Origin of the sequence: Methanovulcanius yangii, assembly GCF_018687785.1 — an archaeon.
GTDB classification, from domain to species: domain Archaea; phylum Halobacteriota; class Methanomicrobia; order Methanomicrobiales; family Methanomicrobiaceae; genus Methanovulcanius; species Methanovulcanius yangii.
In genome coordinates this window covers 890746-903630 of the sequence record NZ_LTBL01000001.1, presented here as the reverse complement: position 1 = coordinate 903630, position 12885 = coordinate 890746, and the positions used below count along the sequence as shown (strand labels likewise).

Below are 12885 nucleotides of genomic sequence, written 5' to 3'. Positions count from 1 at the left end.
GGGCGGTTCACCCCTCCTCCGGCGGAAATGCGTCCCGGATCTCCTCTGCCACGATATGTGATGAGATGAGCACCATCGGGACCCCGATACCCGGGTGGGTGTAGTGCCCGGTGTAATAGAGGTTCTCCACTTTTTTGCTTTTGTGCGCCGGACGCCAGAGCGCTGTCTGGAAGAGCGTGTGCGAGAGGCCGAGGGCGGTACCCTTGTAGGCGTTGTACCGGTCCGCAAAGTCACCGAGGGCGAAGATCCGCTGCACCTCGATGGCGCCGCGTATGTCGTCGCCGGTCTTTGCCTCCAGATCGTTCAGGATCTCATCCAAAAACGCCTGCCGCCGTTCGGGGGTGTCCTCCAGCCCCGGTGCGAGCGGAATGAGGATGAAAAGGGTGTCCTTGCCCTCCGGGGCAGCCGTCGGGTCGGTCCGGGAGGGAACGTTTACGTAGTAGGACGGGTGCTCCGGCCAGGCGGCCTTCGAGGGGTCGAAGATCACGTCGAAGCCGTCCTCCCAGTCCTTGTCGAGAAAGAGCGTGTGGTGGGCGAGGCTTTCGAACTGCCTGTTCACCCCGAGGTAGGCGACCATCGCGGAGGGCGCCATGACGCGCTTCTCCCAGTAGTGTTCGTCGTAGGTCCGGTGCTCTCTTTCCAGCAGTTCGAGCTCGCAGAAGGCGTAGTCGGCGTTGACGAGGACGATGTCGCAGTCGTAGCGCCCCTGTTCGGTGACGACGGCCCTTGCTCTTCCGTCCTCGACCTCAATTGCCGTCACCGGTTCGTTCAGGCGGACCTTTGTCCCGTGGGATGCCGCGATCGCTTCGATCGACCGGGCGACGGTTCGCATCCCGCCCTCAGGATAGAAGACGCCCATGGTTAGATCGATGTGGGACATGATGTGGTAGAAGGATGGGGTATTGTCGGGTGCCCCGCCGAGAAACCCTATCGAGTACTCGACGATCTTTCTGGCCTCGCTGCTCGTGAAGTACTTTGCAACGAAGGTGTCGAGGTGTTCGAAGGGGTGCATTTTTCGCCCTTCCATGATGAGTCTGCCGTCGAAGAAGTCGAGGACCGAGCGGTAGTCCTTGTAGAGGATGTCGGTGGAGAGCTCGTATTTCTCCTTTGCCGAGGCGAGGTAGGCCTTCAGCTTCTCCGCCCCGCCGTCCTCGAATGAATCGAAGAGTTCGTAGTTCTTCCTGAGGTCGGCGGCGATGTCGACGACCTTTTCATCGCCGAAATAGATACGGTACGACGGGTCGAGCCGCGGAAGGTCGAAGTAGTCCTGCGGCCGCTTGCCGAAAGCCGCATAGAAGCGCTCGTAGACATCCGGCATGAGGTACCACGACGGCCCCATGTCAAAGGTGTAGCCTCCCTCGCTGTAGATGCTCGCCCGTCCGCCGATACACTCGTTCTTCTCAAATATGGTGACGTCGTATCCCGCCTGTGCAAGGAGCGCACCGGCTGAAAGTCCCCCAAATCCTGCCCCAATAATCCCAATTTTCATCTGACACCCCCAATGTGTCGTTGCGCTACCTATAGCAGACGCCCTCATATATCTTTCCCCGGCAGGCGCATTCTCGAGATACCTGGACGCCGCCCCCTCCGGTCGGGCAGATTTTAAGGAATGAGAGGCATAATGAAAAAATAGAGGGCTGATGTGCAGCCCTGAACGACTCGGACGGGTGCGGATACATGGCAAAGACATCGACGACGCGGATCATCTCCTGGAATGTGAACGGTATCAGGGCGGTCGCAAAGAAGGGCAATTTTACCGAGGTCTTCGACGAGGAGACCGACATCGTCTGCATACAGGAAACGAAGGCCCACCCTGACCAGCTCCCTGCCCTCATCCGCCATCCGCCGGGGTACTTCTCCTCATTTGCCTGGGCGGAGCGGAAGGGCTATAGCGGTGTCGTCACCTACAGCCGAAAGGAGCCGCTCTCGGAAGGGCCCGGGTTTGCAACCGGCCGCTTCGACGGTGAGGGACGGGTGATGGTGACCGGGCACCCGGGCTTTTACCTCTGCAATATCTACTTTCCCAACGGCAAGGCGTCAAAGGAGCGGCTCCAGTACAAGCTCGACTTCTACGAGGAGTGCCTCGACTATGTCACCGCCCTTGTCGAGGACGGCAACAACGTCGTCATCTGCGGTGACGTAAACACCGCCCACACCGACCTCGACCTCACCCGCCCGAAGGAGAACGAGAAGATATCGGGATTCCTCCCCGTCGAGCGGGAATGGATCGACCGCCTCATCGCCGCGGGCTTCATCGACACCTTCCGTATGTTCGAGGCAGAGGGCGGTCACTATTCGTGGTGGGATTTGAAGACGAGGGCGAGGGAGCGTAATGTCGGCTGGAGGATCGACTACTTCTTCGTAAACGAGGGACTCGCGGAGAAGGTAGCGGCATCGTACATGATGACGGATGTCTACGGGTCGGATCATTGTCCGATTGTGCTGGAACTCGAGGAATAGTCTTTCATACCTCCCCTCCAGCGTGGTCGGGGAAAGCATTTGATGATCCGTGAGATATATTGTAAGGGATTTGATCATGACCACAACGGCAGATTCCTGTGGGCTAAACGGCCCCGCAACGCTTGAAGAGCTCGGGTGGGATGAAGAGCTTGAAGCGGCGTTTTCCCGGTACAGCGGCCCGTATGCCGCCGGGAGGGTAGCATGCCGGCACAAGACCGTCTTCGATGTCCTTATCCCGCAGGGCTCGCTGCGGGTCGGTATTTCCGGGGCCCTGCGACGCCTCGGGAAGGTGCCTGCCGTGGGGGATTTTGTGGTGCTGCTGGACCAGCCCGATACGGGATCGCGGATGATCGTCGATGTTCTTCCCCGGCGGAGCATGCTCTCACGCGGGGCGCCGGGTGAGGGCGGTGCGGAACAGGCGATTGCGGCGAATGTCGACATTGTCTTCATCGTCACGGCAGCCGGTTCCGACTTCAATCTCCGTCGGCTCGAGCGCTATCTTGCGGTTGTCCATGCCGCCGGTGCACGGCCGGTGATCGTGATCAACAAATCTGATCTGACGGATGACCCCGCCGGCGTGGCCGCCGAGGCCGCGGAAGTGGCAGGGACGGTGCCGGTGGTGACGGTGAGCGCCCGCGAAGGGGCCGGCCTTTCGGCCCTGGACCCGTTCCTCGAATCCGGGACGACCGTCGTTCTCGTCGGGTCGTCAGGGGTGGGCAAGTCGACGCTCATCAACGCCCTTCTCGACGCTGACGTGCAGGAGACCGGAAGGGTGCGAAGCCGCGACGAGAAGGGGCGGCACACCACCACCGTCCGTCAGCTCTTTTCCCTCCCCGGCGGGGCGATGATCATCGACAATCCCGGCATCCGGGAGATCCAGCTGGGAAACGCCGCCGCGGGTATCGGAGAGACCTTCGCCGACATAATCGAACTTGCGGCGGGTTGCCGGTATCCCGACTGCCGCCATGAAAGCGAACCCGGTTGTGCGGTCAGGGAGGCGGTCGAGGCTGGCACTCTCTCCGAAAAACGGCTCGATAGTTTCCTTCGGCTGAGTAAGGAACTCGACTTCCAGGCAGAAAAGAACGAGATCGGCCTCAAACGCATCGAGAAGAAGAAGTATAAATGGATTGGAAAGGCCGCAAAGGAGTTTCGGAAGGACAAGAGGTATTGAATATGGGGGGGTCAAACAGACGAAGTGACTTTGAGAGACCCCTCTGGTGTAAATGCAACGGAAAACGTCGAAGCTCCCATTTTTCCGGACAAATTATGTAGTCCTTCCCCGGTGTCTTCCACCCGCAGAACGGGAAGGATACGTATTACAAATAATTGTGGCCCGTCCGGGCATGCCGGCAGGTGCTGAGCGCCTGCCGTATCCGCCGGACGGGCCCTTTTGATATTGTTCTTTTATTCCCCTTTGTAAATCGCGACGGCTTCTTCGACCGATGCATCGTCCACGGTGATAGCCGAGATGGCGTTGCACATGCGGACCGCTTCGTCGAGGGGCTTCTGGTGGATGTTTCTGCCGGTTGCATTTCCGGCGCAGCCGCCGATGTGGATCTGGTCGTAGAGCTGCTGGAGGAACGCCTCGGGCGTGGTGGAGGAGCCGCCCGCACAGACGACCTTCGTCCTGCCGGCAGCCTTCGTCGCTTCGATAAGCTGGTCGGCTGAGGATTTGCCGTCCTTTTTCGGGGCGTTGACCTTCACGAAGTCGCTCCCGAGCGATGCGGCGACACCTGCGGCGCCAGCGATGAGGTGCGGGTCCTTCTCGTCCTTCACGGCTGTTCCGCGGGGGTAGATCCAGAGCACCGTCACGAGGCCCGCCTGGTGGGCGTCGTAGATCAGCTGGGCCGCCTCGGTAAGCATCTGGGGCTCGTACTCGCTGCCGAGGTAGATGGTATACCCGATGCCTGCAATGTCGAGGGCGGTGCGTTCCCTGATGTCCATGATCTGGTCGACCGTGTAGAGCTGCTGGGAGAGCGGGTCCTTCTGGGCGGTCTTGACGAGATGCGTCTTCGAGTTCATCTTCACAAGGTAGGGGACGTCCGGGTAGTCCATCCCGTAGCGGTTGATGAGACCGATCTGTGTCGCGAAGACCCCTATTCTGCTCTCGTCTGCGATACGGAAGAGGTGTTCGGGGTCGGCGTCGTCTTCGGCGATGCCCTCGCCGTAGAAGTCGTCGTTCATATGCTCGAATTTCTGGTCGCCGGCAAAGAGCATCAGGTGACCGGAATCCTGCGTGATGGTGAGATAGTTCTCCAGATATGCCGCTTTTGCGGACTCGGGCACATCGAGGGGGATGATGATTTCAAGCTCCTCTGTCATACCCAATCCTTTCAGTAAGTGGATATTTATGTGTTACCAGACAGGGTGGTCAGGAGCCCGTCATCCTCCCCGGGAGCTTCGGGAAAAATGGAACTGTTCGGGAGGGGAAAGGGCAGGTGCTTATATTGCCCGAAGATCTTCAGAAGTGGGGAAAGGTCCTCTTCCGCACCCGTTCAAAATGTGCCCGCGCTCCTGGTGACCCCTGGAGGAGACGCCGGGCGGTGTTGTGCACCGAGGGAGCCGTCTCTGGGGGGACCTCTTTGAGGACATCGAGAAGGAGGTCGATGAGGGGCAGGTGATACTCCACCTCCATCCGGTCGATGTTGCCGAGGACCGAAAGGATGCCCACAGTGCTGTACTCGTTCACCGGCGCGAGTGTTGTTATGATCTCGAAGAGGAACCGCCGACCCTCTGCCGTCTGGAGCGAGACCTTCTTGTTCTGGGCGAACCGCCCCAGAAGGGCCCGCTGATCATTGGCCTGTTCGATAGAGAATGCACAGGAGGCCATCACCTCGCGCACGACGGTCGTCGCGTCCTCCGTTGCAAGGGATGCCACCGCCGCAAGGAACCCCTCCCACATGACGGGGTGCTCCCGGGCGGTGCGCATGTAGTCCCAGAGGATGTGCATCCGCTCACGGGAGGTGCTGTTGATGATCGCCGTAAATGCCGTCAGCCGATCGGAGGCGTTCGCCGCTTCCACAAAGGCTCTCTTCAGGAGTTCGTGGATCTCCGGCGTATCGAGCGTTGCCAGCATCCCGAGCGCCGTGTTCTTCGCCTGCCGGTGTTTGATATCCGCAATCTTTGCCTGGAGGGTCTTTCCGCCGGAGATCTTCGATTGCTGAGTGTGATAGACCGCCATAAGGGCGTCTGTGTGGGCTTCCGCGGTCGCCCTGAGGATCGTCCTGCGGGCATCGTAGAGCGCCCGGTACCGGTGGGCGTATGCCTCGTCGTCGACCGACTCGAAGATGGTCAGGAACTGCCCGCCGGCCCGTGCCATCAGGTCGGCATCGGCGAGGAGCGACGGGAGAAGCGTGGTGATATGATCGCTCACCGGAGCTGTAGGGTCGCCCATGAGGCGGGTCTTCTCCCGGTCGAGGAGGGTTGCGAAGGCGACGTACCTGGTGCTGATATCGTCATCCTCCCTGACCTGGCGGAGGAGCTCTTCGTCGGTTGCCGAATGCACGACCTTCCCATAGAAGCTGTACCCCCGGTTGAGGGAGAGAAACGCCGGGGCATCGATACCTTCATGCCGGACGACCGTCGCCTCGTCCTCCAGGAGGACCGTATCCTCCGCAAGGATTTTTCCGTCCTCGCCGACGGCTGCATAGGCAAACGGAAACGTCCATTTTTCACTTCCTTCGGTTTTGGCGAAGGTGATGGTAAGCACCCCCGAACCGGCGTCATAGGCGGAGGTGACCGCCACCACCGGAAACCCGGTCTTCTTCATCCATGGTTCGGCAAAGGCCGTAAGGGGAACACCCGATGCCTCCTCCATTGCCGCGAGCCAGTCTGCGGTCGTTGCGTTCCCGTGGCGGTAGCGCGTGTGGTAGAGGTCGAGACCCTTCACAAAGGTCTTAGGGCCTACGATCGTCTCGATCATCTTCACCACTTCAGGGGCCTTCACGTAGGTGACCCCTGTGATAAGGTCGTTCGGGTCGTTGAAGCCGTCCGGTTCGATGGGGATCGATGTCGCACCGCGGTCATAGTAGAACGTTCCGCCGTCCGGAGAGAGAAGTGTGAGGACGGTCTGGAGGCGTGAGTAGTCTTCCCCGAAGAGGAAGGCGTGATACTGCTGTTCGATGTGGACGGTGACCGCCTCGTTGAGCCAGAGCTCGAAGGGCGTCGCCCCGGTAACTTCCGAGCCATTCAGGTTGTGGTAGAACTCGTGCACCTTCACCCGGATGAGGTAATCGAACGCACCGTCCGGCGCCTGCGGGAAGGGAAGGATGCGGTTTGTCGTAATCGTCGTGTTGCCGACGTTTTCCATCCCGCCGAAGTCGGAGTTCTGCATGCCGATCTCGCGGTACACCGACCCGGTATACCTGTACCCGGGTTCGATGGACGCGACCATCTCGGCGAGGACTACCCGGAGTGCCCAGATTTCTTCCTCGGCAGCACCGCTCCTGATGAGTTCGTCCCGTTCCCGGCAGAGGCGGTAGAGGTCGTCACGAATGGCCCGCTTTTCGTAGGTCTCCGGGCCGGTATAGAGATAGACCCAGAGGATCGAGTCGGCAAGTATCCCGAGTGACTCTTCTGCAAGGGCGGGATCCGTCCCCGGCGGGACGAGGAGTTCGAGGGTGAAGGTCGTCCCGTCGGGATACTCCAACGGTCGGGTGAAGGTGTCGTAGGTCCCGACACCGAGGAAGAAGAGGTATGGGGCCATCGGCGTTGTGCAGTTGTGGTAGGTGATCGAATCCCTGCCCCTGCAGGCGGGGTGGCGCTCGACATCCACATCCCCGTTGCTGATGAGATTCGTATAGGCGGCATCTGCGATGATCGTCGTCGTATAAGTGCACTTCGCGGTCATGTCGTCGATGCAGGGGACGATGCGCTGGAACCCCCATTGCTGGCACTGTGTGATCTGCTGGGGCGGGGCGCCCTCAGGCGTCGCATCATAGTAAAGACCTTCCAGGATATTGGCTGTCGGCCGACAGAGGGTCGTCGTCTGAACCACGAACCGTGTCTCCGGCGGGACGGGGGTGGCGAAGGTCAGGTGCAGGAAGGCGTTGCCCTGGTCGTATTCGTAGGTCACAGGATAGGATGCACAGGAAACGGCGAGGATTTCGAGGGTATTGGCATTCAGGGTGAGAGAGGCAAGCGGGGCGTCCCCCGATTCCAGATGCAGCTTTGAGCGGACCGTCGTCGTCTCGTCCTCCACGTCGAACGTGAGGTCCATATGGAGCACCCGCACGGGGATCTCCCCGAAATCCGAGCGCAGGTACCGGAACAGCCGTTGAGAAGTCATTCATGGACGTATCCCGCTCCGTGGATAAAAAGAGATGGGATTTCCTATGATTCGAAAGTGTTTATGCGGATGAATGAATACCATCCCGATGGTGTGATTATGAGTGATTCTACCGTGAAAATTTTCGGATGGGGCGCTGCTTTGCTCCTTATCCTTGTTGCCATATGTGGGGTGTGCGGATGTACCGACGCCGGTACGGATGATATGTCCGTCTCCCCGGCAGCCACAACGCCCGTCGCATCCGGCGGGGATGTAGCCCCTCCGGTGGGCGGCGTAACCGGCGAGGTCGTGCACTATACTGAGCTTCAGGCATTCCTCCCGACCATGACCAACAACTGGGTACCGGTCGAGGACGATGCAGGGACACTGACCTTCGACGGACAGTCGTACAGTCAGGCCTACGCGGTGTATGAACTCAAGACCGACCCGTCCATAACCGTGACGGTCTTCATACAGGACGTAGGGGACGTCGAGGGTGCCGGGTACGCCCAGATGTGGGACACCATGGTAGCTTTCGAGACGCCGGATATGCAGTATTATACGACCACCGTCGCGGGCCACCCCGCCTGGATCATGAATGACAAGGCGGAGAACACCTACACCCAGCTCGTCAACATCGACGACCGGTTCTTCGTCTGGGTGAGTACCGAGAACGGAAAACCCGAATACATGACCGTATTCAATAACCAGATCGATTATGCGGGCATCGCTGCCCTTGCATAACCATTTTTTTATCTCTTATCGCCGGTCCACCAACCGCTTCGGCCGCCCCTTCAGGCGGTAGAGTTCGAGGTCACCTTCATTGGAGAAGTTGTAGACGAACTCCAGCTCACCTTCGCTGTGCAGCCGGGCGAGCGCCGGTTTCTCCCGAAAGAGTGCCTGCATGAAGTTCTCCTTGACAAGGTTCCTGTTGCATCGGTCGGGATCGTGCGACTCGAGGCTCACCCTGAGAATCGCCCTGCCCTCGTCCGGGTCGAAGTAGACGAATGCCTCGTACTCGCCGGAGAGATACTCCATATTCTCCCGCTGGAAGACGCCCTTTTCGATGTCGACACGGTTGACCGGGACATCGGCGATGTAGATTGTCTCCGCTTCCCGGTGTGGGTTGTCGATGCGCATGTGCGTCCGCCCGCACGGGCACTGCTCACGGGTGAGGACGGTCGTTACATCGTCGGTGTCGTAGTTGATGAGGAGATTGCCGGTCCGCTCTCCCACCGGCAGGAGCGTGGTCAGGACAATTCGCCCCTGTTCCCCGTCTTTCACGAAATCCTGAAGCTTCGGGTTATAGAGGTCCATATGCACGAGGTCTTCCGGGACGTGGAGTCCCGCCAGCTCGGTGCACTCCCCGCACATCGTCCCCTCCGTGCTCCCGTAGGTGTTGTAACACGGGACCCCCCAGACCTCATCAAGGTACCGGCGCGACTCCTCTGCAAAGCTCTCGCCGCCGACGATGAGTTTCGTAATCGAGCTCTCCTGCGGATCGAGTCCCTCCTCTTCCATCCGCCGGGCGAGCCGCAAGAGCTTGAAGACCGAGCCCACGATGGCGGTCGGCTGCAGGTGTTTCATCACCCGGACGGGGAAGGTACACTTCCCCTCCGGGATGATCGTAAACCCGATGCTTTGTGCGGCGAGCGTCATCGTGTTCGCTCCGACGTTCATCCCGTAACTGGCACAGACGGCCACCCGGTCGCCTTTTGCAAAGCCCTGCGCAACGAAGCTCCTCGCGTACTTCGCCGCGTACCGCTGCCAGTCGTTCCACATGAGAAAGAACGCCTTCGGGGTCCCTGACGTCCCGCTTGTTTCATGGATGGTGAATATATCCTCGCAAGGGGCGCTCTTGAAGAGGTAGCGGTCGGCGACGGGCGGCTGATTTTCCCGTATCGTTGCCCCGGATATCACCGGCAGGTCGAGGAGATTTTCGTGTTCCCTGACATCCGCCGGGTTGATGCGGTTGTCGTCGAACCATTTCCGGTAGAACGGGGAGTTTGCGGCTGCGTAGGCCACTGTGTAGCGGACCCGTTCGTCGATGAGGGCGTCGAGGTCTTCACGGGGCATCGTCTCGATATCGGGGTTGTAGTAACGCATCGTCTCCCTTTATTCCACCTTTACGGAGAGCCCCCAGTTATAGGTTTCGCCATACCGAAGAGAGGTGAAGGGGGATGAAACGGGGAATGGGCGGAGTGTCCGGGTGAGCGGTGGACGCAGGCGAAACGTATTCATTCCCACAGACCGAATCCCCGGTGACGAGGGACAGGGAGATGAGCGAGGCGGGCGACCGGCAGCGGTTCGAGTACTACATGGCAAACCTGCACCACCCGGAGGCATCCTACCGGTGGGGGGCGGCCCAAGGTCTCGGACGGCTGGGAGATCTTCGGGCACTTGACCCCCTGCTCGAGGCCGTCCATGACGATGACTGGCGGGTCCGGTTCAAGGCGGCATGGGCGCTTGGGGAGCTCGGCGACCGACGCGCCCTTCCCGCCCTCCGCCGTCTTGCCCGTGATCCTGTAGAAACCGTCCGCGACAGCGCGGAGAAGGCTGCCGAGCGCATCCTGATGCGGCTGTGAGATGCACTCCCGGCCGGGTGGATACGGGAGCAAATGCCGAAGGTCACGCCCACGGCGGCTTCTCAGACCCCGATTGCAGAACGTTTATTTCTCCAAGGACTGATGAATCATCAGGTGAATCAATGATAGAATGGATCATCGGAGGCCTTGTCCTCCTCGTCCTTGTCGTTCTGGTGCTCTGGTTCGTGGGCATCTACAACAAGTTCCAGTCTTTGAAGAACTCCTCGGAAGCCACCCTCGGCCAGATCCGGGTGGCGATGAAGAAGCGTCTTGATATGATCAACCAGCTTCTCGGTGCGGTGAAGAGCTACGCGACCTTCGAGAAGGAGACGCTCGAAGGGGTCACGAAGATGCGGGCAGGAGTTGCAGAGGCGGGCCCCGGAGACCTGAACGAGATCGAACGTGAATCCCGCTCGATTCTCGGCCGCCTCCTTGCCGTGGTGGAGAACTATCCCGACCTCAAGACATCGGGAAACGTCGCCGATCTGATGGCGTCCGTAAAGAGCATAGAGGACGAGATCGCCCGCCAGCGGTATACCTACAACAATATCAGCGAACAGTACAACACGATGTGCGACACCATCCCCTCCAACTTCGTCGCCTCGTTTTCCCACTTCACGAAACTCGAATACCTGAAGTTCGAAGAGAAGATCGAAGAAGTCCCCGAGATCAAATTTTGAGTTGAGTGGCCGTGGAAGAGAAGCAGCAGATCATCGTCGTGGTCCTCGCGGCACTGGTGATAGCCGTCATCGCCGTTGCGGGCGTCCTTTCGTTCTCCCTGTCGGGAAGCGGGGGCCCGCTCGTCGTTGATACCTATACCGCCGAATGGCATCACGACGGGGCCCTCGCCGAGGAGTATGTTTACGCGGTGGAGAACACCGGACAGTACCGGTTCCTCTTTCGGGCATGGGACGCCCCGCTGGTGACCGCACCTATCGGGTCGCCGTCGGTCGAGATCACGGGCATGACCCCGGAGGAGGGGGTCGTGGGGTATGCCGTCGACTACTTCGACCGGGTGACGACCTTCGGGGACACACCCGCAACGCCATCCGATATCGCGACGATTGGTTCTTTGGGACAAAATGAAGTCGGAATGTACACTCCTGCATACTTCGCCGCGGGGAGTCATGCCGTTTCGTATGACTTCATCGTCCATCCCCCCGTGGAGTATGACGACACCGTCGCCCACCTGAATCTCCAGCTCGCCAGGAACCACGTCCCGTACCGGCAGGTGACGATCACGTTGCCTGCCACCTACGTGCAGGACATCTGGGTCCGGCCGGCGTCGATGACGATCGAAGAGATCGGCGGGGAGTACCGCATCACCGGCAGTGCCGCCGAGGACGAACTAATCGAAGTGGAGATGCTTCTCGACCCGGCGTTTCTGGATGAGATCGACGGATTTCCGACAAAGATGAACGATGTCCGCGGCCAGACCGAGCGGGCGAATTTCCTCTACACCCTCCCGCTCCTCTTCGCAGGCGTGCTTCGCATCGTTGCGATGGTACTCGTCCTCGCCGTGCCGATTGTCTTCTACCGTATCTACCGGACGCACGGCACGGAGAAGGGCGCATCAGTGCCCGAACACCTGAGTTTCGTCCCGGACCCGGCTCTCAAGCCGTGGACGGTGAACCTGATCTTCAAGGGGGATGCGGTTGACTTCGACGAGAACGGCTTCTATGCAACGCTTCTCGACCTCCATCGACGACGGCTGATCGAGATCACGAATGCACAGGAAGGCGGCACCTACCGGATACGGGTGCTGGAGAAGTCGAGCGCCGATGCCTACGAACAGCGCGTGCTGAACTTCCTCTGGAACGCGGGCACGGACGGCGTTCTCGACACGGGGGCATTCTCCGCCCTTGCCGAGCAGGCGAAGTCCGGTAGCTTCTCCTCCGAGCAGCGGGTCCTCTCCCTCCAGACGTCCATTGCGGCACTGACGGGATCAGTCGACACTTCGGTCATCCCGAAATACATCGAGGAAGGCCGCACCCGGCTGGTGCCGGTCGCCCTCCTCGGCGGATTCGTGCTCCTGCTCGCGATCCTCGTTCTGGTCATCGCCCCACAGGCGATCTCCCCGAGTGTCCAGACGGCGGCTCTCGGCATCGCCGTACTCCTGCAGGCAGGTATTGCGGCGGTCTTCCCCACCACCCTCTTCGGCCGGTGGAAGGATGATTATTATGCAGAGAAGCTCCGCTGGGATGCCTTCGGCCGCATGCTCTCGGACTCGGCACAGATCAAAAAATACGCCCCGGAAGACATCTCGATGTGGGGAGAGTGGCTCGTCTACGGGACGGCGCTCGGCCTCGGCGACAAGGTTGAGGCCGCGATGCGGGCGCTCAATGTCGACATTCGTCAGGCGGGGATGCCTCTCTACTCCGGGGTCCATTTCATGTTCATTCCGGTTGCGGCCTATACGCCCCCTTCCAGCGGTGGCGGAGGCTTCGGTGGTGGAGGGGGCTTTGGCGGAGGCGGCGGATTTGGTGGCGGCGGTGCCGGTGGGCGCTGACCCGGTCTCCTCCTGTTTCCTCCACCATCTCCCCACCTTTCCTGCCGCGAAATTGTTTTAATCCT

Annotated in this window: 10 protein-coding genes; 6 read left to right on the top strand and 4 right to left on the bottom strand. The window is 60.2% G+C overall.

Going from position 1 to position 12885, the window contains the following annotated elements:
- Positions 1 to 7: 7 nt before the first annotated feature.
- Positions 8 to 1489 carry a phytoene desaturase family protein gene (locus AZH53_RS04445; RefSeq protein WP_319642330.1) on the bottom strand — a complete coding sequence of 494 codons (1482 nt, stop codon included), beginning with the start codon at positions 1487 to 1489 and terminating at the stop codon, positions 8 to 10.
- A gap of 188 nt (positions 1490 to 1677) precedes the next feature.
- Here AZH53_RS04445 and xth point away from each other — a divergent pair, with 188 nt between their 5' ends.
- Positions 1678 to 2460 carry an exodeoxyribonuclease III gene (xth, locus tag AZH53_RS04440; RefSeq protein ID WP_319642329.1) on the top strand — a complete coding sequence of 261 codons (783 nt, stop codon included), beginning with the start codon at positions 1678 to 1680 and terminating at the stop codon, positions 2458 to 2460.
- 76 nt (positions 2461 to 2536) lie between these two features.
- The gene (rsgA, locus tag AZH53_RS04435) at positions 2537 to 3631 is read left to right on the top strand and encodes a ribosome small subunit-dependent GTPase A (RefSeq protein WP_319642328.1); all 1095 of its coding nucleotides are present in this window, start codon (positions 2537 to 2539) and stop codon (positions 3629 to 3631) included.
- A 233-nt stretch (positions 3632 to 3864) separates the two neighbouring features.
- Here rsgA and AZH53_RS04430 read toward each other — a convergent pair whose 3' ends face one another.
- Positions 3865 to 4782 (bottom strand): beta/alpha barrel domain-containing protein, encoded by a 918-nt coding sequence (locus AZH53_RS04430; RefSeq protein WP_319642327.1) that lies wholly within the window; start codon positions 4780 to 4782, stop codon positions 3865 to 3867.
- Positions 4783 to 4921: 139 nt separating this feature from the next.
- Positions 4922 to 7747, bottom strand: coding sequence for a M1 family metallopeptidase (locus AZH53_RS04425; protein ID WP_319642326.1), 2826 nt, complete (start codon positions 7745 to 7747; stop codon positions 4922 to 4924).
- A gap of 99 nt (positions 7748 to 7846) precedes the next feature.
- On the opposite strand from AZH53_RS04425, the gene AZH53_RS04420 reads away from it, so the two are divergent.
- Complete coding sequence (locus AZH53_RS04420) at positions 7847 to 8470, top strand: hypothetical protein (protein WP_319642325.1); 624 nt, start codon at positions 7847 to 7849, stop codon at positions 8468 to 8470.
- A 15-nt stretch (positions 8471 to 8485) separates the two neighbouring features.
- Here AZH53_RS04420 and ftsA read toward each other — a convergent pair whose 3' ends face one another.
- On the bottom strand, positions 8486 to 9832 hold the full coding sequence (gene ftsA, locus AZH53_RS04415) for a coenzyme F390 synthetase (RefSeq protein ID WP_319642324.1): 1347 nt from the start codon (positions 9830 to 9832) through the stop codon (positions 8486 to 8488).
- Positions 9833 to 9942: 110 nt separating this feature from the next.
- Between ftsA and AZH53_RS04410 the strand changes: the two genes are divergently transcribed.
- The 3 genes from AZH53_RS04410 (at position 9943) to AZH53_RS04400 (ending at position 12820) form a co-directional block, all read left to right on the top strand.
- Positions 9943 to 10311: a HEAT repeat domain-containing protein gene (locus AZH53_RS04410; protein ID WP_319642323.1), complete on the top strand. Its 369-nt coding sequence runs from the start codon at positions 9943 to 9945 to the stop codon at positions 10309 to 10311.
- 122 nt (positions 10312 to 10433) lie between these two features.
- Complete coding sequence (locus AZH53_RS04405; protein ID WP_319642322.1) at positions 10434 to 10991, top strand: LemA family protein; 558 nt, start codon at positions 10434 to 10436, stop codon at positions 10989 to 10991.
- 11 nt (positions 10992 to 11002) lie between these two features.
- On the top strand, positions 11003 to 12820 hold the full coding sequence (locus AZH53_RS04400; protein WP_319642321.1) for a DUF2207 family protein: 1818 nt from the start codon (positions 11003 to 11005) through the stop codon (positions 12818 to 12820).
- Positions 12821 to 12885: the final 65 nt, after the last annotated feature.

Excerpts from the sequence above, each read along its gene's own strand:
- xth (WP_319642329.1), top strand. The coding sequence starts at position 1,678 with ATGGCAAAGACATCGACGACGCGGATCATCTCCTGGAATGTGAACGGT.
- AZH53_RS04425 (WP_319642326.1), bottom strand. The coding sequence starts at position 7,747 with ATGACTTCTCAACGGCTGTTCCGGTACCTGCGCTCGGATTTCGGGGAG.
- AZH53_RS04405 (WP_319642322.1), top strand. The coding sequence starts at position 10,434 with ATGATAGAATGGATCATCGGAGGCCTTGTCCTCCTCGTCCTTGTCGTT.
- AZH53_RS04420 (WP_319642325.1), top strand. The coding sequence starts at position 7,847 with ATGAGTGATTCTACCGTGAAAATTTTCGGATGGGGCGCTGCTTTGCTC.
- AZH53_RS04430 (WP_319642327.1), bottom strand. The coding sequence starts at position 4,782 with ATGACAGAGGAGCTTGAAATCATCATCCCCCTCGATGTGCCCGAGTCC.
- AZH53_RS04445 (WP_319642330.1), bottom strand. The coding sequence starts at position 1,489 with ATGAAAATTGGGATTATTGGGGCAGGATTTGGGGGACTTTCAGCCGGT.
- rsgA (WP_319642328.1), top strand. The coding sequence starts at position 2,537 with ATGACCACAACGGCAGATTCCTGTGGGCTAAACGGCCCCGCAACGCTT.
- ftsA (WP_319642324.1), bottom strand. The coding sequence starts at position 9,832 with ATGCGTTACTACAACCCCGATATCGAGACGATGCCCCGTGAAGACCTC.